Genomic DNA, 22,849 nt, shown 5'->3' with positions numbered 1-22,849 from the left:
CCTTTGGTGTCGCCATTGGGCCGTGAAATGATCTCAGTCCGCCTTACCAATCCTTTCTGAAATAAGGATTGGACGCCATTCTGTTGGATGCTTCGGTCAACGCTTCACTGGACGGGCGCGCAAACTGCGGTGTATCTCGTCAAGCAGGGGTACAAAGCATGGCCATTACCATTGGTTCACCGGACGCAGCGGTACATCGTGCCTGGCGTTTGCCGGGACAAGGGGCGGCTTCGACGGTCGGCACACATCGTGCGGCGTCGGGAGCAGATCGATATGCCAACGCGCTGCGGGCGCTCTCCAGCACGCCGGAGCCCGTGTCCGTCACGCAGGACGATGCAGTGAAACTGTCGCAAAACGCGACGGCACCGCGCGCAACCTAATTTACCGAGAAATATTCATGAGTCTGCATGTTCTTCTGGTCGACGACGATCCTGTCGTTCGCGACCTGTTGCGCGAATTGCTGCACGCCAATGGCATGCAGGTCTCGGTGCTTCACAACGGCGCGTCGTTGTTGCGCCGGTTGGAACTCGAACGGCCGTCCGTCATTTTGCTCGACATCATGATGCCGGAGCGCGACGGCCTGCGTGCATTGCAGGACTTGCGTGCGGCGGGCGAGGATATCCCCGTCATCATGTTGTCGGCGCGTGGTGGCCCGCTCGATCGCGCGCTGGGTCTTGAGTTGGGTGCCGACGATTACCTTGCGAAGCCGTTCGATCCGCGCGAGTTGCTGGCACGTATTCACGCGGTGCTGCGCCGCCGTGGCCCGGTGGCCGCCAGTGCGCCGGACGCTCGTGCACCGTACCGATTCGGCCCGTTCGAGCTGGATTACACGCTGCGCACCCTCCAGCGCGAGGGCGAGCGCCTGCCGCTGCGCGATACCGAATTCGCCATGCTCAAGGCGTTCACCCAGCATCCCATGCAGGTGCTGCCGCGCGTCAAACTGCACGCCATGCTGTATGGCGATGGCATCGCCTTCCGTGACCGTAGCCTCGATGTGCCCGTGTGGCGTCTGCGCCGTCTCATCGAAGCCGATCCGTCGGAGCCGCGCTACATCCAGACCATTCGCGGCAAAGGCTACGTATTCGTGCCGGGCGGCGAACTGACCGAGGGTGCGACGTCCGACGCGCGCGAGCGCTCAGACGGAATGGGCGATGCAGGTGGGATCGGCGGCGTCGGCAGTGTCGGCAGTGTCGGCGACGGCGGTATGTCGCTCGCGACCACGGCATCGGCAGGCAAGCGCACTGTGCGCGGCTGGCGGGAGTCCGCTGCGTGAATTTGCGTTGGTTGCTGCGCGACTCACTGTTTGCGCGCATGGCGTGGCTGGGCATTGCCGTCTTGCTGGTGATGCATCTCGTGTGGAGCGCGCTGGTGTTCTACCAGCGTCCGCGCCAGCAAGTCGACGGCTTCGCCCGAGGCTTGCTGGTGGCCATACAAAGCGTCGATCAAAGTGCTGTCGATCCTGGCAGTCTCGCGCCACCGCATGGCGTGCGTCGTGTTCCTGTGGCGCAAACGCCGAGTTTCACCAACGAAGTGAGCGATGAGCGCGGCACGCGTCTTCGTCACGAACTGCTCTCGCGTCTGCCGCCAGGTACCCAACTCCATATCGTCGACGCACGCAAACGCAGCAATATCTGGGTGCTGCTGCCGCAACGCGACGAGTGGATCGTCATCGGACTCGATCTTCCGCCGATGCCACCGTTCGTGCGCGAGACCGTCGGTATTCTCATCGGTGCCGTGCTGCTCGCGCTGCTCGTTGCATGGCAGATGCAGCGCCCCATTGCCCGGCTCGCACATGCGGCCCGGGTGATCGCGCGCGGACGGCGTCCCGCATTGTTGCCCGAGCAAGGGCCGCACGAGCTGCGCGACCTCACCCATGCGTTCAACGAGATGGCCAAGCGGCTGGCCGAAGCCGAAGACAATCAGGCCATCATGCTCGCAGGCATCGCCCATGATCTGAAATCGCCGCTCACGCGTCTTCGCTTGCGCGCCGACCTCATCGACAGCGAGCATTCACGCGATGGCTTCGTGCGCGATATCGCGTCCATCGACCACATCGTTCAGCAATTTCTCGCCTATGCGAGAGACGAAGCCGATACCAGCCCGTTGATCGGCGTCGATGCGTTCCTGCGAGAACAATTTCCGGCAGACGAAGAAACCCCCGATTCCGACGCCGTCACCCTCGCTGTCAAGCGAACCGGCGAAGCCACCGACGACGCCTCGCTATTCGTCAGCAACTTGCGCGCCGGGCCCGAATTCATGCTGCCGCGCACGCTGCTCGACCGGGTGATGTCGAACCTCGTCGACAACGCGCTGGAGCACGGTGAGCCGACCGTTCGGCTGGCGACGTGGCGCGACGAGGCGACCGGATACATCGAAGTCAGCGACTGCGGCAAGGGCATCCCGGACGATCAGGTGGCGCTCGCGATGCGTCCGTTCGTGCGGCTCGACGCCTCGCGAGGCGGCGAAGGCCACTGCGGACTCGGACTGTCGCTCGTCGGGCGGCTCGTGGAAGGACTGGGGGGGGCCGTACGTCTCGACCGATCGCCCGGCGGCGGATTGCGTGTGACGCTCAAACTGCCGATGCTCAGTAAATCTCCGGCACGATGATCTCCGAGGGCACCGGGTGACGCATATAGCTCTCGCTGCGGGCGCGCTCGGGTAGCACTACCTGCGAGCGCTCCACGTCGTGATACGGCACCTGGTTGAGCAGGTGATGAATGCAGTTCAGACGGGCGCGCTTCTTGTCGTCGGCCTGCACCACCCACCACGGCGCTTCCGGAATGTGCGTGCGCTCGAGCATCACTTCCTTCGCGACCGTGTACTTCTCCCAGCGCGTGCGGCTCTCCAGATCCATCGGGCTCAACTTCCACTGCTTGAGCGGATCCTGAATGCGGGCCATGAAGCGCGCTTCCTGCTCTTCGTCCGAAATCGAGAACCAGTATTTGACGATCTGGATGCCGCTGCGCACCAGCATTTTCTCGAACTCCGGCACCGAGCGGAAAAACTCCTGGTACTCGTTCTCCGTGCAAAAGCCCATCACATGCTCGACACCGGCGCGGTTGTACCAGCTACGGTCGAACAGCACGATCTCGCCGGCGGCCGGCAGATGCTGGACATAGCGCTGGAAATACCACTGCGTGCGTTCGCGATCGTTAGGTGCAGGCAGTGCAGCCACACGGCACACGCGAGGATTCAGGCGCTGCGTGATGCGCTTGATCGCGCCGCCCTTGCCGGCGGCATCGCGGCCCTCGAAGATCACCACGAGACGGTGACGGCTGCGAATCACCCAGTCCTGCAACTTTACCAACTCGCCCTGAAGGCGGAACAGCTCACGGAAATAGTGCAGACGGTCGTCGCGCGCCTGCGCGCTCAGATCGTTCAGACCGGGCAGACGCAGATCGTCGATTTCCATCTCGATCTCTTCGTCGTAACTGTCGATCAGGTCATCTTGGAGACGACGCGTAAGCATTGCGTCGTGGTCGGCGTCGGAATCGAATTTAGTCATGGCGACGATCTCTTACGGCCAGCAAACACAAAAGGCACCCCGTACTGCCCGGGTGACGGCGGACGGACAAAATGCGCGCCCGATCATGCGTTCCAGTATGCGACGATTTTATGACACCAGCATGGCGTTGACGAATGCTACGTGACGTAGTTCCCGCGCGTGCCCCGCCCGGCGGTGCCGCCACCTTATTCCGTGGGATTCGCGAGCATGCCGAAATTGTCACAAAAACGAAATATGAGATTGTCATGATGGCAAGTCCCACCGTACTGCGGTGCGGTTCACGTCCGTCCCCCACGCCTCGTCAAAGATACCGCGCGCATGTTCGCCGAATTAGCTCACAATGCATATGGCTGCGATCAGGCGGGTCTGATCTATGGCTATCGTTTCACCGATGGCGCGCCCCCGCAACCGGTGGATTCGACCGAGGCGCTGGCGTGGCTGGCGAGGGGCGAGCGCGCCGACGGCTTCCTCTGGCTGCATTTCAACTTCGCGCACGCCGCGTGCGAGAAGTGGCTCAAGCAGCAGATGCACCTGCCCGAAGAGTTCTACGAAAGCCTGAGCGAAGGGTCGCGCTCCACGCGCATCGAACATTCCGACGATTGGCTGCTGGCCGTCATCAACGACGTGATTTTCGCGTTCGACATCGCGCAGTCCGAGATCTCGACGCTGCGTGTGGCGGCCAACGCCCGCCTGCTCGTGACCGGACGCGTGAAACCGTTGCGCTCCATCGACAAGCTACGCGCGTCCGTCAAACGGGGTGACGCCTTCCGCTCGCCGCTCGCCTTGCTCGTGCACCTGCTGCGCGATCAGGCGGACGTGCTTGAGCGCATCGTGCGCGAGACGAGCCGCCGCGTGGACACCGTCGAAGACCGCCTGTTGCAACAGCGCATTGAGAGCAACCGAGCCGACCTCGGGTCGTTGCGGCGGGTGCTCGTGCGCCTGCAACGTCTGCTCGCACCGGAGCCGGCGGCGCTCTTTCGTCTGCTGAGTCGCCCGCCGATTTGGGGCCATGCCGACGACGTTCAGGAATTCCGTCAGGCGACGGAAGAGTTCGCCGTCGTCCTCAATGACTTGTCGGCGTTGCTCGAGCGCATCAAGTTGCTTCAGGAAGAAATTGCGGCAATGGTCAGCGAGCGCACCGACCGCACCATTTACACGCTGACGGTCGTGACCGTACTCGCATTGCCCATCAACATCGTGGCGGGCTTTTTCGGGATGAACGTCGGCGGCATTCCGCTCGCGGATCATCCGCATGGCTTCTGGGTGCTGGTGTTTATCGTCGCGACGGGCACTGCGGCCGCTGGCTGGTGGGCGTTCCGGCGGCGGCCGGACTGAGGTCCGGACCGCCACGGCCCAAGGGGAGTCGGTTAAACGTGCGGGGCTATCCGCGCTTGCGCGTCAGTGCCAGAACTTCATCAGCAGCGTTGCGATCACCACCATCCCGGCACCGCCGATACGCGTGGAAATCTGCGCGAACGGCATCAGTCCCATGCGATTGGACGACGACAGAATCGCCACGTCGCCCGTGCCGCCCAGACCGCTATGACAGGCGGTGACGATGGCCGACTCGACCGGGAACATCTTCAGCCACATGCCGACGAAGAATCCCGAGACGACCATCGCGATCACCGTCGAAGCGCAGATCACGAAATAGGCCGTCGAGAACGCACCGACGAGTTTGTCCCACGACACGAACAACGTCCCGAGCCCGACCAGAATCGCGAACGTCAGGTTCGTCGACATGAACTTGTACATCTGATACGCGCCGGTCTCCATGCTTTGCGGAATCAGGCGCGACACCTTCAGCACCGCTGCTGCGACGATCATCAGCACCGGCCCCGGAATGCCGGTCACGGGCGCGAGCAATGCGCCGAGAATGAACAGCGTGCACGCGAGCAGCAAACCGTGTCCCATCAGACGCAGATCCAGCGCGTGTTCTACGTTCTGCCCTTCGAGCAGCACGCGATCTTCGCCGCTGCGCACGAGCATGCCGTTGCCGTTGTATTGCGGACGCTTCTCACCGAAGCGCTTGAGCAGCCCCGCCGAAAGAATCGCCACGACATTGCCGATGAGCGCAGCGGGGACCATCGTCGCGATCAGATGCCCCTGTGTCTCGCCCGTGATCTCCGAATAGCCGATCGACAACGGCAGAATGCCCTCGCCGATACCGCCACCGAGAATCGGCATGACGATGAAGAAGAACGTGTGACGCGGGCTGAAGCCGAACGGCACCCCAGCGAGGCATCCGGCAGCAATCGCGGCGAGTGTGCCGATCAGCAGCGGCACGAACATCTTCAGAAAGCCCTGAATCAGGATTTTCCGATTCATGCCGAGCATGCTGCCCGCCACCAGACACGCGATGTAGAGATATTGCAGGTTCGCCGTCTTCATCGTGACGGTGATCGCCTTGAAGATCGCGTCGTCCATCAGCCCGTTGCCGAGCAATGCGGCAGGTACGAACAGACAGAGAATCGCGGGGCCGCCGATGTGCTTGAAGACCGGAATCCCGCCACCGATCTCGCCGAGCAACATGCCTGCGATCATCAGCACCGCGAAGCCGCCGATCATGTCGGCGGGCAGGCGTCCGGTGACAGCCGCAAGACCGGTGATGACGGCAATGGCGACGAACATCGGCAGCGGTGCGCCGCCGATGGTGAATTTCGACATCAGAGAGGGGGCGGCGAGCGGCGTCGCGCTCGCCTGAGTGGCCTGGCTTTTCATGGTGTCTCCTGAAAGGATGGAATACCTGTCCGGTGAGGGCGCTTGCGGTACCGGCTGACGGCCGTGCGCCTCTTCTCACTCAGGCGGTACGTTGTTGTCTGGGCAGATCGATTTGCATCCAGGGGAATTCGGTGCGATGGCGGGCTTCGAATGTGGCGATGGCGTCGCTGTCCTTGAGCGTCATGCCGATCATGTCGAGACCCTCCACGAACATGCGCTTCTGACGCGGCGGCAGATCGAACGCGAACGACTCGCCGCTTGCCGTCACCACACACTGGCGCTCGACGTCGATAGTCAAAGCGTTTTGCGCGGGATCGCTCACGGTCTCGGTCAGCTTCGCGATCGCTTCCGGAGCCAGCACGATCAGCAACAGACGGTTGTTCTGCGCGTTGAAGTAGAAGATCTCGCCGAAGCTCGGTGCGATGACCGCTTCGATCCCCGATTGCTGCAACTCCCACACCGCGTGCTCACGGCTCGACCCGCAACCGAAGTTGGCCCCGGCCACCAGAATGCGTGCGTCGCGATACGCCGCACGGTTCAGCACGAACGTGTCGTCGGGTGTGCCGTCGGCATTCGTGCGCAGGTCGTACAGCACGCCGCGCGCGAGGCCGGACTTGTCGATGCCCAGCAGAAATTGCTTGGGCATGATCTGGTCCGTATCCAGATTGTTCAGCGGCAGCGGGGCGGCCGTGCCAGCTACGATCGTGTGCTCAGCCATGAGCGGTCTCCTTGCGAATATCGACGATGCGCCCGGCGATGGCGGCGGCGGCGGCCATGGCGGGGCTCATCAGATGCGTGCGTGCGCCGCGTCCCTGACGTCCCTCGAAATTGCGGTTGGTGGTCGATGCGCATCGCTGACCGGGCTTGAGAATGTCGTCGTTCATGGCGAGGCACATCGAGCAGCCCGGTTGACGCCATTCGAAACCGGCGTCTTTGAGCGCATCGGCAATGCCTTCACGCTCGGCCTGATCGCGTACGCGGCCCGACCCCGGCACGACCATCGCCCGTACGCCGTCGGCCACCTTGTGACCTCGCACGATCTCCGCAATCGCGCGCAGGTCTTCGATACGTGCGTTGGTGCAGGACCCGATGAAGACATGATCGATGGGCAAGCCATCGAGCGACTGACCGGCGTCGAGCCCCATGTAGCCCAGCGCTTTCGACGCGTTGTGGCGCTCGACTTCGTCTTCCGACAGCGAAGGAATGCGTGCGTTGATCGCAATGGCCTGATCGGGGCTCGTGCCCCACGTCACGAAGGGCGCGACGTCGGCGGCATCGAAACGGTGCGTGATATCGAAAGTGGCATCCTCGTCGGAGCGCAGCGCGAGCCAACGGGTTTTGGCGTCGTCCAGCGCGTCGCCGGACAGATCGCGAATGTGATCGCCGACGTATTGCAGCGTGGTGGCGTCGGGGGCGATGAGCGCGCCGCGCGCGCCCGCCTCGACGGTCATGTTGCACAACGTCATGCGGGCTTCGGCAGACAGTGCTTCGATGGCCGCGCCCGTGTACTCGACGACGAAACCGCGTGCGCCTTGCGCCCCGATACGGGCAATGATGTACAGCACGAGGTCTTTTGACGTGGTGCCGCCTGCCAGCGTGCCGTCGACGTGGATGCGCATGTCGCGTGCCACACGGTAAATGAGCGTTTGGGTCGCCAGCACGTGTTCGACTTCCGACGTGCCGATGCCGAAACCCAGCGCTCCGAGTGCCCCGTAGGTGGTCGTGTGGCTGTCGCCGCAAAGCACCACCATGCCGGGGCGGATCAACCCCAGTTCCGGGGCCACGACGTGTTCGATGCCTTGCTCCGGGTCCGTCACGTCGAACAGATGAATGCCGTGCTTCTGGCAGTTGCGGGTGAAGTTCGCGGCCTGATGGGCGGCCGCGTCGATCACGATGGTGCGCTTGCCGACCGGCACCGGGTGCGTGGGAATGACGTGATCTACGATCCCCATCTGCTTCTCCGGGCAGCGCACCGGCAGGCCCTTCTCGGCCAGTCCCGCGAAGGCTTGCGGGCTCGTGTACTCGTTCATGATGTGCAGGTCGGCATAGAGCGCGACGTGCTGCGCATCGACGTCGAAGGCCGTATGGCTTCGCACGATCTTTTGGTAAAGCGTTTGTCCCATGAGGTACTCCACGAAGGGGGCGGTCGTCGTTTTGCTGTGTCTCGCAACCTTGCGTGCAGTCTAATTCGTTCATAGAATCGCAAAATGCATATTCGCTTAACCTATTTTTAAGTTGAATTTAATAATGGATGCCATTGCCGATCTGGAATTCTTCGCCCGTCTGGTGACGTTAGGCAGCCTGTCGGCGCTGGCGCGCGACCTTGGCGTGACGCCCCCGGCAATCAGCGCGCGGCTGAGCCAGTTGGAGCGACGGCTGGGCGTCAAGCTGCTGAACCGCACTACCCGCCGACTGGCGATGACGCACGAGGGCGAGCTGTATCTCGGCACCGGCTCGAAGATCATCGAACAGGTGCAGGAGCTTGAGCGCATGGTGTCGAGCAGTCGCGACTTGCCGCGCGGTCTGCTGAAGGTGAACGCGACGTTCGGCTTTGGACGCCGCCATGTCGTGCCCGCGCTATCCGAATTTCGCGAGCAGTATCCCGAGGTCGAAGTGCAGCTCGATCTGACAGACCGACCGATGAATCTGGCCGAGTTCGCGTTCGACGTCGGTATTCGCTTCGGCGAACTGCCCGACCAGCGCGTGGTGGGTCGACGCATCGCGGCGAACCGGCGTCTGGTGTGCGCGTCCCCGAAATACCTGGCGCGCCACGGCGTGCCGAAGGTGCCCGACGATCTGCGCAATCATCTGTGCATCGTGCTGCGCGAGAACGACACCGCATACGGCACGTGGCATTTCACCAAGGGCAAGCGGCACGAACTGGTAAAGGTGCACGGGGCGATGAGCAGCAACGACGGCGAGGCGACGCTGCGCTGGGCGCTCGACGGGCACGGTGTGCTCGTGAGGTCTGAATGGGATGTGCAATCCGCACTGGCGTCGAATGCACTGACGCAATTGCTGAGCGACTGGGCGTTACCGGCCGCGGATATCTACGCAATCTATCCGGAGCGGCTCAATCTCTCGGCCAAGGTACGGCTCTTTGTCGAGTTTATGGAGCGCTATCTGGCACGTGAATTGAATCGGGATGTCGGCGGCACCGCGCACTGAATTAAAAATATTCGCGTATCGCACGTGCATGACCTCAGCACGCTGCGCGAGGGCGGTGAAGTGTTGCGGCGGCTCGCTAGCACCGATGTGCTGACGGGCATCGCGAATCGCGCGAGCTTCTATCGCGACGCGGAAGTGGCGTCGACTCGGTTGCGACGAGGGGCAGGGCTACCTGTTCGGGGTGCCCATGCCTGCGGTCGAATTCGGGGCGATGTTCGACGTGGGACGTCAGTTGCATCAAGCGTAAGCGCGACGCGACGCGACGCTGCGCCGCTTACCCCGACGGGTGTGGCGGCGCAGGCATTTCACTTTATTGCGTCACTTCCTAACTTCGCTTCTTTCGGCGGCTGAATCATCTTCCAGCCGTTGCCTGCCGGATCGCGGAAACCGGCATCGACGCTGCCGTAGCGGTCCACCGGCTCTTGCGTAAATTCCACGCCTTTCTCCTTGAGTCGCGCGTAGTGCGCGCGGCAGTCGGCCACGTAGAGCACGAGCGGCGGCATGGCGCCCTTGGCGACCATGGCACGCAGCGTCTACGCGGTGGCGTCGTCGTGAATCGGTGCACCGGGCGCAAACAGGCCGAGCTGGAACGTGGGCTGATCGGGATGCTGCACGGTCAGCCAGCGGTACGGGCCGTTGCGCACATCGGTGTGAACGCGAAAACCGAGCTTGTCGACATAGAACGCGAGCGCTTCGTCCTGATCGTCGACATACAGCCCCACCACGCCAATTCCTTCGTTCATAAGACCTCCTCGTTGGTTGATGGAGGGACTTTACCGCCGGCCATGCGGCGGCGCTTCTCCAAAACTGCGATGTTGAGATCGGGCCGCTGTGCCGCCTTCAGGACGCAGCCCGGCACCTGAGCCGGTGGCGCGCCACTGGCCCGTACCTGCTCGCGAAATTCGCCGGGACTCTGTCCTGTGATGTCGCGAAAGATCCGTCCGAAGGTGCCGATGCTCTCCCAGCCAGTCGCAAAGGCGATTTCCGTGATGTTGAAGTCGGTGTCGCGCAGGAGCGTACTGGCCTGTTCGATGCGCCGGGTTAGCAAATAGCGATGCGGGGGGAGTCCGAAGGCCTGTTTGAACGAACGGGAGAAGTGCGCCTCGGACGTGCCGCTGACCTCCGCGAGTCGCTTGACGGGCCACGCCTCGTGCGAGGCGGCATCCATGCGGTCCCTGGCGCGCAGCAAGCGGCGAAGCAGTGCAGGCGACTGCATAGAGGCGAGCGCAGGCGGCTCGGTGGACGTGGCGCTTGTCGGAGTGGTGGCGGGGCTGCGTGCTTTGGCGGGCATGAGGGCTGACGGCGCAGGGAAGGGTGTGGGTAGTTTAGGCCCAACCCACGTCATGCCGTTCAGGCAGCCGCTAACGTGAAGCAGTGATCAATACGCGCATGTTCGTGAAATCGATCTTTGCGCAGATAAGGCTCGATTTTACGAACACGAAGCGTCCGGTGTTCGACGCATCCCGGGCACCCTATCCACCGCCGACAATACCGCTTCCGGTGTAATCGACGTCGTGCATTCGAACGCACGTTCTGTGCCTTTGTGGCGCGGGCAGAAGTGGAAGTCGTCGTGGTTGTAGCGGATGGCGGGGTCGTGCCAGCAGCCCGTGCAGACGGCGGGGTTGATCACGCGGTACGGGGTCGCGAACTCGTTGTGCGGCAGGGTAAAGCCGGAGATGAGGACCGTCGGTGTGTCCATCGTCCACGCCAGCCACGACAGGCCGCTCGACAAGCCGACGAAGGCGCTCGCGTGCATCAGCCAGCGCGCGCGTTCGGTCAGCGGCAGGTCGCCCGTCGCATCGATGGCCCCCTCGGGGATCGATTGCCAGAAATCGTTCTTGCCGTAGCGCGGTTTCTGATCGACGCACACCACCTGAAAGCCACGCTCACGCAAGCCTGCAACGACGGTGTCCCATCCCCCTGGCCGATTCCAGTACTTGCACTGCGCCGTGCTTTGCACGGCGATGCAGACATAGGGCTCGGCCATCGGACGTGACACGTCCGGCAGCGCTGTCTTCGCCCGTGCTTCCGAGTCGTCGACGCCGAGAATGTGTGCGGCCGTACGGTGCAGTCCCGTCTCGCGAAAGTCGCGGGGTTGCTGGGTGAACTCCTTATCGTCGAAGAACAGACCGACGTTGTAGGTCGCGTAGTACTTGCGCCGCTCCACCTTCTCCTGAGCAACGAATTCGACGTCGGGATGCGCGTCGCGGAACAGCGCGGCCACCGCTGGCGTGACCACGCACGCCAGCCGACAGCCATGCACGTCCTTGAAACGCAGGGCGTACGGAATCCATCCCAACACATCGCCCAGGGCCGCCAGCGGAATCTGGATCAGCACATCCTGATCGCGCAGGTCGAAGCGATGCTCGAAGACCACCACGTCGTTCAGCCAGATCGTGATGCCATATGGCACGTAGTACTTCGCGGGGCTGCGCACCACGCCCGACGACAGCGAGACTTCCGTGAGCGTGCTGTCGTCGCGCAAATCGCTGATGCGCACGCGCCACGGCAGTGGCTGACCGAAGTCGGGGATGACCACGCGCGCGCCGTCGTTGAAGTCGAAGCGCAGCCCGGCAGGACCGACCTGCGTGGGTAGCAGCGCCGGGGCCAGAAAGATCTGCTGCGCAGACGCGACGAATGGGGTGACGGGGGGCGAGACAAGCGGCGTCCCGGCCGATGCAGGGGCGGCCGATGTCGCGGTGTTCTGAATGGGGAGGGGGACGGCGTCGTTCATGAGCCACACAATACGACGGACACAAATCTGGCAATCGTGCGGGAAACGAGCTGAAAAGGCCTCATTTCCCGAAATTCGCCGGTTTTGACGGCAAAGGGACTTTCAGCGCCTTTCGGGGGACATGTCGGCAAGGTATTCGCGCGACGTCAGGTCCGGCACAGACGCGCGAAGCGCAGAACGCTCAGGACGTCCCCGCCATCAACTGATACTGGGCGCGCAGCGCCTGCGTAAAGCGCCGGTGCGTCTCGCGCGGGTTCTCGCGGCGGGTGAACATGGCCACCGGCGGCAGCGTCCACGTGAGCGACCAGGGCACGATGGCCACGCCCGCGATACGCACCAGTTCCTCGGCGATATCGGCGGGTAGTAACGACACGGCGCGCTCGCTGCTGGCCAGCAATTCGCCCGTCAACCGGGACGAAAAGCTCTCCACCACAGGCACGGGCGGCACCACCCCGGCATGCAGGAACAGGTCGGAGAGCTGGTCGCGCATCGGCGTATTCGGCGCGCCCATGACCCAGTCGAGTTCCGCCAGTTGCGCCCACACCGGGGCGCTGCGCCCCAGCCGGGCCGCCAGACGACGGCTCGCCACGACGCGCGGGGCCTGATGGTGCAGGACTTCGAACTGCACCTGCGTGACGTCGACGTTCGCCGCTGCGCGGGCGATCACCACGTCCAGCGTGTGATCGCGCAATTGCGCCATCAGCGATTCGCTGGTGCCTTCGTGCAGGGTGACGGTCAGGCGTTGGGGAATCTGGGCCAGCGTCTGCTGGATGGCGGCGCAGAGGATCTTGCCGGAGATGTACGGGATCACGCCGACCTGAAGGCGGGCCGCATGCCCGGCCATGACGGCTTCGATATCGCGGGTCAGGTGGTCGAGATCGTGGACCATCGCCTGCGCGCGGGCCAGCACGACGTCGCCAAGCGGTGTCGGCGTCATGCCGCGCGGGGTGCGGTCGAAGAGCGGGCCGCCCAGCATGCTTTCCAGCTCGGCCAGCGCGCTGGTCACGGCTGGCTGGCTCGTCGCCATATGCTCGGCCACGCGCGTGAGCGAGCCGTGCTGCTGAATCTGCAACAACAGCACGAGATGACGCATCTTGAGCCGGGTCGTCAGCCGCCGGACCACTTCCCCGGTATCGAAAGGCACCGCCACCATCTGTCCTGAACCCCTGAAACCCCCGATGTTCGGGGCTTATATCGAAAATATGATGCCCCCATAGTAATTCAGAATCGTCGCCCGCTGGCGTCTCCCTAGAATGGCCTCACCTGTACGCGCCAAGGTCGACAGCCGTCATCAGAACGGTTCGCCGCGCAAAACAGAGCGAGACACAAGTTCAGAGAACCTACGAGGACGACATTGCCATGAGCAACAGCAACGATCACCAGGCCGCCCTGGAGTATCACCAGTTCCCGACCCCGGGCAAGATCTCCGTGACGGCCAGCAAGCCGCTCGTCACCCAGCGCGATCTGGCGCTCGCCTACACCCCGGGCGTCGCTATTCCGTGTCAGGAAATCGCGGCCGACCCCTCGGCATCGTTCAAGTACACCGGCCGTGGCAACCTCGTGGGCGTGATCACCAACGGCTCCGCCGTGCTCGGTCTGGGCAACATCGGCGCGCTCGCCTCCAAGCCGGTCATGGAAGGCAAGGCCGTCCTCTTCAAGAAATTCGCTGGCATCGATGTGTTCGACATCGAAGTGACCGAGAGCGACCCCGACAAGCTGGTCGACATCATCGCCAGCCTCGAAGCCACGTTCGGCGGCATCAACCTCGAAGACATCAAGGCCCCGGAGTGCTTCACGGTCGAGCGCAAGCTGCGCGAGCGCATGAAGATCCCCGTCTTCCACGATGACCAGCACGGCACCGCCATCACCGTGAGCGCCGCGTTCATCAACGGCCTGAAGGTCGTGGGCAAGGACATCCGCGAAGTGAAGGTCGTGACCTCGGGCGCGGGTGCCGCAGCCCTCGCCTGTCTGGACCTCATGATCGACCTCGGCCTGCCTCTGGAGAACATCTGGGCGACGGATATCGACGGCGTGGTGTTCGAAGGCCGTACGGTCGGCATGGACCCGGACAAGGCGCGTTTCGCCCAGAAGACCGACAAGCGCACGCTCGCCGAAGTGATCGACGGCGCCGACGTCTTCCTCGGCCTGTCCGCCGGTGGCGTGCTCAAGCCGGAAATGCTCAAGAACATGGCCGCCCGTCCGCTGATTCTGGCGCTGGCCAACCCGACCCCGGAAATCTTCCCGGAAGACGCCCGTGCCGCCCGTGAAGACGTGGTGCTCGCGACCGGCCGTTCGGACTTCCCGAACCAGGTCAACAACGTGCTGTGCTTCCCGTACATCTTCCGCGGTGCGCTCGACGTGGGTGCCACCACCATCACGCGCAACATGGAAATCGCCGCCGTGCACGCGATTGCCGGTCTGGCGCAGGAGGAACTGAACGACTCCGTCGCCAATGCCTACGGCGCGTACGACCTGTCGTTCGGGCCGGAATACCTGATTCCGAAGCCGTTCGACTCGCGTCTGATCGTGCGCATCGCGCCGGCCGTGGCGCGCGCGGCGATGGAAGACGGCGTGGCCACGCGTCCGATCACCGACTTCGACGCCTACGCCGACCAGTTGCAGCAGTTCGTGTACCACTCGGGCGCGTTCATGAAGCCGATCTTCTCGGCCGCGAAGCAACTCGTGCGTGACGGCGGCAAGTCGCGCATCGTGTTCGCCGAAGGGGAAGAGGAGCGCGTGCTGCGCGCCGTGCAGGTGATCGTCGACGAGAAGCTGGCGCGCCCGATTCTGGTCGGTCGTCCGGAAGTGCTGCTCGCTCGCATCGAGAAGTTCGGTCTGCGTCTGCGTCTGGGCGAAGACGTCGAAGTCACCAACCCGTACTACGACGAGCGTTTCCACCAGTACTGGACCAGCTACTGGGAGCTGCGTTGTCGCGACGGCATCACCAAGGAAATGGCGCGTGTCGAGATGCGCCGCCGTCTCACGCTGATCGGCGCGATGATGGTGCGTCTGGGCGACGCCGATGGCATGATCTGCGGCACGGTCGGTGCGTATCACGACCACCTGCGCTTCGTCGATGAAGTCATCGGCAAGCAGCCGGGCGCGAACACCTACGCCGCGATGAACATCCTGCTGCTCGACAAGCGCACGGTGGCACTGGTCGACACGCACGTGAACGACGATCCGACGGCCGAACAGATCACCGAGTTCACACTGGCGGCGGCGAAGCAGATGACGCGTCTGAACCTCAACCCGAAGGTCGCGCTGCTCTCGCGCTCGAACTTCGGCTCGGGCAGTGCGGCGTCGGGCACGAAGATGCGCCGTGTGCTGGAGATGGTGACTACGCAAGCGCCGGATCTGGAGATCGACGGCGAAATGCACGGCGACTGCGCGCTCGACGAAGGTCTGCGCAGCCGTATCCTGCCGCATTCGCGTCTGAAGGGGGCCGCCAATCTGCTGGTGTGCCCGAACGTCGACTCCGGCAATATCGCCTACAACTTGCTGAAGACGGGCGCGGGCAGCAACGTCGCCGTCGGCCCGTTCCTGTTGGGCGTGGGCGCACCGGTCAACGTGCTGACGTCCAGCTCGACCGTGCGACGCATCATCAACATGACGGCCCTGACCGTCATCCAGGCCAATCGCGACTGAAGTCGACCCGACGTCGATGCTCCGGCAGTTGTTCCGGGGCGCGACGTCGATCGCGATGCGCCAGACGGCTTAGCCGTCGAGTGAGTCTTGCAAGCCCCGGCAGGGTTGGCACACGTATCGATACGATGCGCTGCCAGCCTCGCCGGGGTTTTGCTTTTGCGTGTGCCGGATCGCTTGCTCGCGGTTGCAGGGGGTTGCCCAGCAGCGTCGTGCAAAGCCAGTCGAGCGCAGTGCACATCACGAAGTAGATCAGCGCCACGAACGCGAACACCTCCGCCGGGTAGACCATGAGCCGACTGTTGACCTGTGTAGCGACGAACGACAACTCCGCCACGCCGACGATGTACGCGAGCGATGTGTCTTTCACCAGCGAAATCCACTGATTGACGAACGACGGCGTCATGATGCGCAGGGCCTGCGGCAGCACGACGTGGCGCAATGTCTGCACGCGCGTGAGGCCGAGCGACATACCGGCCTGCCATTGCGCCGTGCCCACGCCGCGAATCCCCGCGTAGACCGTGTGCGAGAGATACGCGCCGCCGATCAGCGCGAGCGCGCACGCTACCGTGGCGAGCCCGGGCACGTCGACGCCGAACAGAATCGGCAGCAGAAAGTACGTCCAGAAGATCAGCATCAGCACCGGAATGGCGCGAAAAAAACCGATCACGAACGTCAGCGCCCAGCGCGCCGGGCCGCCGAGCATCGCAAGGGCAATGCCGCCCGCCAGACCCAGGACACCGGACGCCACTGCGCTCACTGTGGCGAGCACCAGCGTGAGCGCGGCGCCGGAGAGCGGACCGTCGGGAAAGTCCCCCCAGAGCAGGTAGGGCAGGTTGTCGAAGACGGCGGAGAAATTCATGAGGACTTCCGGGAGATCGCTGGCGTCGGGCGCGGTGGGATCGGTGAGATCGGCGAGATCGGCGAGATCGGCGAGATCGGCGAGATCAACGCGAAGGGGCGGTGGCGTGACGATGTGTCGTGACCATGCTGACGGCTTCGATCAGCGCAATCGCACCGACGTAAAGCAGCGTGGCGATGCCGAACGCCTGAAACGTCTTGAACGTTTCCGTCTCGACCTGACGTGAGGCATACGAGAGTTCCGCGAGGCCGATCGCCATCGTCAGCGACGAGTTCTTCACCACGTTCATGTATTGCCCGAACAACGGTGGCATCGCGATGCGCACCGCCTGCGGCAGCACGACATGACGGAAGATCGCGAAGCGGCTCAGGCCGAGCGCGGCGGCTGCGTGCGTTTGTCCGGCAGGCACGCCTCGCAAGCCCGCGCGAATCTCTTCGCCGATGAACGCCGTTGTGTAAAGCGTGAGGCCGATGAAACCGGCGAGCGTCTCCAGCGTGGGCCAGCGAATGTCGAACAGCACGACATGCCAGACATGTGCCTGCGAGAGCCATTGCACGGCACTCGCAGGCAGCAGCGCTGCGACGCCGAAGTACCAGAAGAAGAGCTGGACGAGCAGCGGTGTGTTGCGCATGAGCGCAACGTACGCGGTCGCGGGGCGGGCGAACAACGCGCTGTGCGAGTTGCGCGCCACGGCCAGCCCGAAGCCGAGCAGCGTCGCCGTGGCGCTGGCCGCGAGAGCCAGTGCGACGGTGACGCCGAAGCCCGTGAACAGCCAGTCGAGATACTTCGGAGCGAGCCAGTCGGTCACGCCTTGTCGCCGATCTTGAACAGACGCGGCAACGGCTGGGCCGACTTCGGACCGAACCAGCGGTCGTAGATGTTGGCGGCGGTGCCGTCCTTTTCCAGATCGCGCAGCGTGTCGTTCACGAACGTCGTCAGCCGCGCCTCGCCCTTCGGTACGCCCACGCCCATGTAGTCGTTTGAAATCGTGAAGGCAGGGATCTCGTAGTTCTGCTTGTCCGGCACATTGGCGAGCAGGCCGACGAGCTTCGGCCCGTCCTGCGTGATGGCCTGCACAGTGCCCGTGCGCAGCGCGGCGAAAGCGAACGGTGTGTCGTCGAACGCGACGATGGTCGCTTTCGGGAATTTCTCACGAAGCGTAATTTCGTTTGTCGTGCCCTTGTCTGCACCGATGCGCAGCGCACTCAACTGATCCGGCGACGACAACGTGCCTTTTTTCGCGAGGAACTGCTGGCCCGAGGAGAAATAGGGAATGCTGAAATCGACCTGCTTGGCGCGCTCGTCCGTGATCGTGAAGTTGGCCAGTACGAGATCGACCTTCTTCGACGTGAGGAACGGAATCCGGTTGGCCGGGTTCGTCGGTTGCAGTTCGAGTTTCACGCCGAGCTTGTCGGCGAGTGCCTTCGCGTAATCGACGTCGAGGCCGACAATCTTGTGCGACTTCGCATCGACGTAGCCGAACGGAGGATTGCTGTCGAACGTTGCGACGCGCAGCACGCCTGCCTTCTTGATGTCGTCGAGCTTGTCGGCGTGCGCGGCGAGTGGTGCGAGGGCGGCGATGGACAGCAGTGCCGCAGCGATGGAGGAAACGACAAGACGTGTGCGTGGTTGGCGAATATTATTTTGCATGGCCTGTTGGGCTCCGATGATCAACGATCCGTTGTGTGTCCCTAAGTCGTTCGCGCGTGGGTGATGCGATAAGCGCCGATGGACAGAGAACGACTGAGACCTCGCTGCGGGTAGCAGCGAGCGGATGCCTACGATAACGGCGCACGTGCTCACGCCCAACCAACCGATTTTTCTTAGCAAAACGCCGGCGCTTATAAGCGCCGGCGTTTCGATGCCACGTCTCGAATCAGCAACGATTACCCGTGATAGCGGTCATGATCGTGATCGTGGTCGCCATGGTCGCCGTGGCCGCGATTGTCATGACGGTCCGGGCCGCCATGATCCCATCCGCCACGGTTCAGTTCCCAGCCATGCGGGCCCTGATGCCAGGCCGGTGCACGGTAGGCGTAACCCGGACGGGCACGCTCCCAGTGACCGGCGCGCCAGTCGTGACGATGGCCGTCCCAGTCCCAGAAGCCCGGGGCCCAGACGTAGCCCGCACGCGGCGGCGGCACCGGTTCATAACGCGGCGGCGGCGGTGCGCCGATGCTGATGGACACGCCCACCTGGGCGTGCGCCGGTGCGATGGCAAAGCCGCCTAGCGTGGCAGTAACGAGTGCGATGGTCAGCGTCAGTTTTTTCATTTTCGCCCCCTTGTAGCGAAGTTTGAGTACGCCTTCATCGTACGAGGGGGCGCGTCGGTTACGAAGCTAATAGTCGTAAGAAAATGTTGAAATTGTTTCGATCCATCCCGCGAAAAGCCGCGTAAACATTCACTTCGGCGACGTTGGCCATCGTTCGGCTTTCGGTCGACGCCTGGTCAACTGTGTCAGCGAATACTCACAACGACGGCGCACGCTGATGCCGGTACTCCTGCGTGCGACCGCCATAGCCATACGCCGCAGCACGCGCGTCGATCACCTGGATGTACGAGCATTCGTGCACGTTGCCAAGCAAGCCGGACAGCGATTCGAATACCTGTGCAATGAACCGCGCCTTTTCGGCTTTCGTATTCGTTTCGTCCGTCACGCTGATATCCAGATGGAAAGCGTTCTTGCCTTGCTCCGAAAGTGGCGTGCCGCCGATGAACCAACGTTCGTGCGGAATGTAATCGACGCTCACGGCGATGACTTCCGGTGCCTTGTGCAAGATGTCGACAGTCAGTTGCGAGACGATGCGAACGGCATTGCGCGAGAGCGTGTCGTCGGGTGTGCCGGAGAGTTGGAGGACGATGTGCGGCATGGTGAAGCTCCTTGAGAGTGAGAGTCGGTGCAGTGACAACGACTTCAGTCTAGGGAGATATTTGACATCGGAAAAGCGGGAATGTACGATTTCATCCATCGGTTTCTCAAATGGATGAGGTCATGGCTCCCGGATTCGATTTTGACCAGTTGCGTACCTTTGTGGCCGTTGCCGAGGCGGGCAGTCTGTCGGCTGCAGCACCCCGCGTGTTTCTGTCGCAATCCTCGGTCAGTGAGCAGATGCGCAAGCTCGAAGAGCGTATCGGCGTGACGTTGTTCACGCGCGGCAAGCAGGGCGTGGCGACGACGCCGGCCGGCGAGCGGCTGCTCGGGCACGCGAGGCTTCTGCTCGCGCAGTCGGAAAGCGCCTGGCATGACGTGCGTGGTTTTTCGCTCTCGGGAGAGTTGCGGCTAGCGATCACCGACTACTTCCGTCCTGGCGATGTGGCGCGCATGCTCCGGCATCTCGGCGTGGCGTATCCGTCGTTGCGCATCCACGTGACGATTCTGAAAAGCGGCGTAATCGAGAGCGGTTACGACGCGGGTGACTTCGATATCGGCTTGTCGATGCGCATTCTTGGCAAGTCGCTGGGGCGCGATGCCGTCGCAGGCACCCGTGCGCTCGGACGCGAGCCGCTCGACTGGGTGGCGTCTTCGGATTTCACGCTGGACGCGGATGCGCCGCTACCGCTGCTGGTGCTGCCCGACACGTGCGCGTTGCATCGCTTCACGACGCAATGGCTCGACGAGCAGCAGGTGCCGTACACGATCGCGCATGTGGCGTCGGGGGTGGCGGGCTTGCAGTTGGCGCTGAGTGCGGGGTTGGGCGTGGCGTGTCTGAATACGTCGGCGGCGGGCCCATCGCTCGCGCGTGTCGACAAGCTGATGCCGGGGCGGCGCTTGCCGCCGCTGCCGGAAGCCGAGTTTCATCTGCTACCAGCGCGCCGGGGTGAGCCCGAGTGGGTGACGCAGGCCCGCGACGCGCTGGCCGAACATCTGACGACGTCTGCGTCGCTGCCTTCGGCTACATCGGCTATGTCGGCTATGTCGGTTACAGCGCGTTGAGCGGAATCTTCAGATAGCGCGTGCCGTTCGCCTCCGGCGCGGGCATGTCGCCTGCGCGGATGTTCACCTGCACGGCGGGCAGGATCAGCGTCGGCATGTCGAGCGTGCGGTCGCGCGCTTCGCGCATCGCGACGAAGGCGTCCTCGTCGATGCCCTCGTGCACATGGATGTTCGCGCGCCGTTGCTCGCCCACGGTCGTCTGCCAATGCGCCGTGCGCCCAGCCGGTGGATAGTCGTGACACACGTAAAGACGCGTCGATTCGGGCAGGGTCAGCAGGCGTCGGATCGAGCGGAACAACGTGTGCGCGTTGCCGCCGGGGAAGTCGCATCGTGCGGTGCCCACGTCGGGCATGAACAGGGTGTCGCCCACGAAGACGGCATTGCCCACCCGGTACGCCATGTCCGCTGGCGTGTGGCCCGGTACGAACATCGCCTCGGCCTGCAATGCGCCGATGGCGAACGTCTCTCCATCTTCGAACAGATGGTCGAATTGCGAGCCGTCGGGCGGCACGTCTGCGCCCAGATGGAACAGCTTCTTGAAGACGTGCTGCACGTCGCGGATGTGCGCGCCGATGGCGATTCGTCCGCCCACACGCTCCTTGAGCCAGCGGGCCGATGACAGGTGGTCGGCGTGCGCATGCGTCTCGAGAATCCAGTCCACCGTCAGCTTCTGCGCAGCGACGAAGTGGAGCACGCGCTCGGCCGAACCGGTGTGCGTGCGACCGGCCTTCGGGTCGTAATCGAGCACCGGGTCGATGATCGCCGCGCGACCGCCGGGCGCATCGAATACGACGTAAGTCACCGTGGAGGTGACCATGTCGAAAAAGGCTTCGATGTGTGCTGGCGTGGCTGACATGACCGGCTCCTGCGAAAATTTATCGATTCATATATTATAAATCGGTAAAGTGTACGCGTTACACGTGACATCCTGCGAAAGGGCGCGACATTGGGTCGCGGTCCGGTTTCCTGATTTGCATCGATCCTGCCATGCTACGAGTCACTGCGCTATCCCATGTTGCGCCTGTCGCCCCTTCTGAGGCTGTCGCCTGGGCTGCGTCGCTCGACCTCGCGCGCTTGCGTGCCGCTGCGCACGACGCGACGGCGCTGTTGCGTGCCCTCGCCAACGAGGACCGTCTGCTTATCCTGTGTCAGCTCACTCAGGGCGAGCGATCGGTGGGCGAACTTGAAGCGCAGCTCGATATTCGGCAGCCCACGCTCTCTCAGCAACTCGCCGTGCTGCGCAGCGAAGCGCTGGTGACGACCCGACGCGACGGCAAGCGCATCTACTACGCCGTGGCGCAAGGCGCCGTGCTCGCCGTGCTGGCGTGTCTCTACGATCAGTTCTGTCCGCGATCCTGACTCCACGACGGAGCCTCTCCTCATGACACTCGACACCCTTCATTTCACGCCGTGGGCATCGCTTGCGGGTGGTGTGCTGATCGGCATTGCGGCCGTCTGGCTGATGTTATCTGCCGGCCGGATTGCAGGCATCTCCGGCATCGCGGGCGAGTTATTGCGGCCTCGTGCGGGCGACGTGGCCTGGCGCGTCGCATTCATCGTCGGCCTGATGGCTGCACCGTGGGTGTACCGCGCCGTGGCGATCGTGCCTGACGTGCAGGTGGAGGCGAGCACGGCGATGCTCGTCGCTGCGGGCCTGCTGGTCGGCTTCGGCACCCGGCTCGGCTCTGGCTGCACCAGCGGACACGGTGTGTGCGGGCTGTCGCGCCTGTCCTGGCGCTCGCTCGTCGCGGCGCTGTGCTTCATGGCGACGGGACTCCTGACGGTGTATGTCGTGCGTCATGTGCTTCATGTCGGAGGTGCCGCATGAAAAAGATGCTCTTCGCTCTCATCGGCGGCTTGGCGTTCGGGCTGGGACTGATTCTCGCGGGCATGGCGAATCCCGCGAAGGTGCTCGGATTTCTGGACATCGCAGGCAAATGGGATCCGTCGCTCGCTTTCGTGATGGGCGGCGCAATCGCGGTGGGACTCGCGGGGTTTCGGCTTGCGCACTCGCAAGCGCTGGCGTGGACCGGCGAGCCTCGCGCCTGGCCTGCCATGAAGGGTCTCGACAAGCGGCTGGTGAGCGGCGCGTTATTGTTCGGCGTTGGCTGGGGGATCGCGGGGATTTGCCCCGGTCCCGCGCTCGTGCTGCTTGGCGCGGGATCGGGCAAGGCGCTGGTGTTCGTCGTCGCGATGATCGTTGGCATGGCGGTGCATGCCGTCGTGACCTCTGGCGATTCGGCCACGTCTGCCAGCGGGGAAGGGGCGAAGTAACGCCT

The 22,849-nt window shown here is 63.6% G+C and carries 21 protein-coding genes and 3 pseudogenes; 10 read left to right on the top strand and 14 right to left on the bottom strand.

Annotated features, from left to right (window positions below):
- The first annotated feature begins 158 nt into the window (after window positions 1-158).
- The 3 genes and pseudogenes from MB84_RS19280 to MB84_RS19270 all read left to right on the top strand — a co-directional run bounded on the left by MB84_RS19280 (window position 159) and on the right by MB84_RS19270 (window position 2,607).
- Window positions 159-380 carry a hypothetical protein gene (locus MB84_RS19280; protein WP_046292932.1) on the top strand — a complete coding sequence of 74 codons (222 nt, stop codon included), beginning with the start codon at window positions 159-161 and terminating at the stop codon, window positions 378-380.
- 17 nt (window positions 381-397) lie between these two features.
- Window positions 398-1,126, top strand: a pseudogene (locus MB84_RS19275) (response regulator); the annotation flags it as partial.
- A gap of 143 nt (window positions 1,127-1,269) precedes the next feature.
- Window positions 1,270-2,607 (top strand): ATP-binding protein, encoded by a 1,338-nt coding sequence (locus MB84_RS19270; protein ID WP_052652588.1) that lies wholly within the window; start codon window positions 1,270-1,272, stop codon window positions 2,605-2,607.
- On the opposite strand, the gene ppk2 is transcribed toward MB84_RS19270, so the two are convergent.
- Window positions 2,585-3,505: a polyphosphate kinase 2 gene (ppk2, locus tag MB84_RS19265; RefSeq protein ID WP_046292931.1), complete on the bottom strand. Its 921-nt coding sequence runs from the start codon at window positions 3,503-3,505 to the stop codon at window positions 2,585-2,587. The genes MB84_RS19270 and ppk2 overlap by 23 nt on opposite strands.
- A 318-nt stretch (window positions 3,506-3,823) precedes the next feature.
- On the opposite strand from ppk2, the gene MB84_RS19260 reads away from it, so the two are divergent.
- A complete protein-coding gene (locus tag MB84_RS19260; RefSeq protein ID WP_046292930.1) occupies window positions 3,824-4,840 on the top strand; it encodes a transporter in 1,017 nt (338 codons plus the stop codon).
- 63 nt (window positions 4,841-4,903) lie between these two features.
- Here MB84_RS19260 and MB84_RS19255 read toward each other — a convergent pair whose 3' ends face one another.
- From MB84_RS19255 to leuC, 3 genes are all read right to left on the bottom strand, one after another.
- On the bottom strand, window positions 4,904-6,226 hold the full coding sequence (locus MB84_RS19255; RefSeq protein WP_046292929.1) for a 2-hydroxycarboxylate transporter family protein: 1,323 nt from the start codon (window positions 6,224-6,226) through the stop codon (window positions 4,904-4,906).
- Between the two features lie 79 nt (window positions 6,227-6,305).
- A complete protein-coding gene (gene leuD / locus MB84_RS19250) occupies window positions 6,306-6,944 on the bottom strand; it encodes a 3-isopropylmalate dehydratase small subunit (protein ID WP_046292928.1) in 639 nt (212 codons plus the stop codon).
- Entirely contained in the window at window positions 6,937-8,349 is a 1,413-nt protein-coding gene (gene leuC, locus MB84_RS19245) for a 3-isopropylmalate dehydratase large subunit (protein ID WP_046292927.1), read from the bottom strand. Before leuC ends, leuD begins: the two co-directional genes overlap by 8 nt.
- A 124-nt stretch (window positions 8,350-8,473) precedes the next feature.
- On the opposite strand from leuC, the gene MB84_RS19240 reads away from it, so the two are divergent.
- Complete coding sequence (locus tag MB84_RS19240) at window positions 8,474-9,394, top strand: LysR family transcriptional regulator (RefSeq protein ID WP_046292926.1); 921 nt, start codon at window positions 8,474-8,476, stop codon at window positions 9,392-9,394.
- Window positions 9,395-9,699: 305 nt separating this feature from the next.
- On the opposite strand, the pseudogene MB84_RS19235 reads toward MB84_RS19240, so the two are convergent.
- The 4 genes and pseudogenes from MB84_RS19235 to MB84_RS19220 form a co-directional block, all read right to left on the bottom strand.
- Window positions 9,700-10,137: pseudogene (locus MB84_RS19235) on the bottom strand (VOC family protein).
- Entirely contained in the window at window positions 10,134-10,610 is a 477-nt protein-coding gene (locus tag MB84_RS19230; RefSeq protein WP_046292925.1) for a helix-turn-helix transcriptional regulator, read from the bottom strand. Before MB84_RS19230 ends, MB84_RS19235 begins: the two are co-directional and overlap by 4 nt.
- A gap of 213 nt (window positions 10,611-10,823) precedes the next feature.
- Window positions 10,824-12,128: an autotransporter strand-loop-strand O-heptosyltransferase gene (locus tag MB84_RS19225; protein WP_046292924.1), complete on the bottom strand. Its 1,305-nt coding sequence runs from the start codon at window positions 12,126-12,128 to the stop codon at window positions 10,824-10,826.
- A gap of 181 nt (window positions 12,129-12,309) precedes the next feature.
- Window positions 12,310-13,272, bottom strand: coding sequence for a LysR family transcriptional regulator (locus tag MB84_RS19220; protein ID WP_046294005.1), 963 nt, complete (start codon window positions 13,270-13,272; stop codon window positions 12,310-12,312).
- 215 nt (window positions 13,273-13,487) lie between these two features.
- On the opposite strand from MB84_RS19220, the gene MB84_RS19215 reads away from it, so the two are divergent.
- Window positions 13,488-15,776 carry an NADP-dependent malic enzyme gene (locus MB84_RS19215; RefSeq protein ID WP_046292923.1) on the top strand — a complete coding sequence of 763 codons (2,289 nt, stop codon included), beginning with the start codon at window positions 13,488-13,490 and terminating at the stop codon, window positions 15,774-15,776.
- 127 nt (window positions 15,777-15,903) lie between these two features.
- Here the strand turns inward: MB84_RS19215 and MB84_RS19210 are convergent.
- The 5 genes and pseudogenes from MB84_RS19210 to MB84_RS19190 form a co-directional block, all read right to left on the bottom strand.
- Window positions 15,904-16,635, bottom strand: a pseudogene (locus MB84_RS19210) (amino acid ABC transporter permease); the annotation flags it as partial.
- 85 nt (window positions 16,636-16,720) lie between these two features.
- Window positions 16,721-17,443, bottom strand: coding sequence for an amino acid ABC transporter permease (locus tag MB84_RS19205; protein ID WP_046292922.1), 723 nt, complete (start codon window positions 17,441-17,443; stop codon window positions 16,721-16,723).
- Window positions 17,440-18,285: an ABC transporter substrate-binding protein gene (locus MB84_RS30020; RefSeq protein ID WP_046292921.1), complete on the bottom strand. Its 846-nt coding sequence runs from the start codon at window positions 18,283-18,285 to the stop codon at window positions 17,440-17,442. Before MB84_RS30020 ends, MB84_RS19205 begins: the two co-directional genes overlap by 4 nt.
- A gap of 236 nt (window positions 18,286-18,521) precedes the next feature.
- Window positions 18,522-18,908, bottom strand: coding sequence for a YXWGXW repeat-containing protein (locus tag MB84_RS19195; RefSeq protein WP_046292920.1), 387 nt, complete (start codon window positions 18,906-18,908; stop codon window positions 18,522-18,524).
- A 196-nt stretch (window positions 18,909-19,104) separates the two neighbouring features.
- Entirely contained in the window at window positions 19,105-19,506 is a 402-nt protein-coding gene (locus tag MB84_RS19190) for a tautomerase family protein (RefSeq protein WP_046292919.1), read from the bottom strand.
- A gap of 122 nt (window positions 19,507-19,628) precedes the next feature.
- On the opposite strand from MB84_RS19190, the gene MB84_RS19185 reads away from it, so the two are divergent.
- The gene (locus tag MB84_RS19185; RefSeq protein WP_245725416.1) at window positions 19,629-20,570 is read left to right on the top strand and encodes a LysR family transcriptional regulator; all 942 of its coding nucleotides are present in this window, start codon (window positions 19,629-19,631) and stop codon (window positions 20,568-20,570) included.
- Here the strand turns inward: MB84_RS19185 and MB84_RS19180 are convergent.
- Entirely contained in the window at window positions 20,557-21,426 is an 870-nt protein-coding gene (locus tag MB84_RS19180; protein WP_046292918.1) for an MBL fold metallo-hydrolase, read from the bottom strand. The genes MB84_RS19185 and MB84_RS19180 overlap by 14 nt on opposite strands.
- 131 nt (window positions 21,427-21,557) lie before the next feature.
- On the opposite strand from MB84_RS19180, the gene MB84_RS19175 reads away from it, so the two are divergent.
- The 3 genes from MB84_RS19175 to MB84_RS19165 are packed head-to-tail and all read left to right on the top strand — an operon-like array spanning window position 21,558 to window position 22,844.
- On the top strand, window positions 21,558-21,929 hold the full coding sequence (locus MB84_RS19175; protein WP_084009871.1) for an ArsR/SmtB family transcription factor: 372 nt from the start codon (window positions 21,558-21,560) through the stop codon (window positions 21,927-21,929).
- Between the two features lie 22 nt (window positions 21,930-21,951).
- Entirely contained in the window at window positions 21,952-22,398 is a 447-nt protein-coding gene (locus MB84_RS19170; protein WP_046292916.1) for a YeeE/YedE family protein, read from the top strand.
- Window positions 22,395-22,844, top strand: coding sequence for a DUF6691 family protein (locus tag MB84_RS19165; RefSeq protein WP_046292915.1), 450 nt, complete (start codon window positions 22,395-22,397; stop codon window positions 22,842-22,844). Before MB84_RS19170 ends, MB84_RS19165 begins: the two co-directional genes overlap by 4 nt.
- The last annotated feature ends 5 nt before the right edge of the window (window positions 22,845-22,849 follow it).

The organism is Pandoraea oxalativorans (assembly GCF_000972785.3).
Taxonomy (GTDB): domain Bacteria; phylum Pseudomonadota; class Gammaproteobacteria; order Burkholderiales; family Burkholderiaceae; genus Pandoraea; species Pandoraea oxalativorans.
This window is presented reverse-complemented; position numbering and strand designations above follow the sequence as displayed.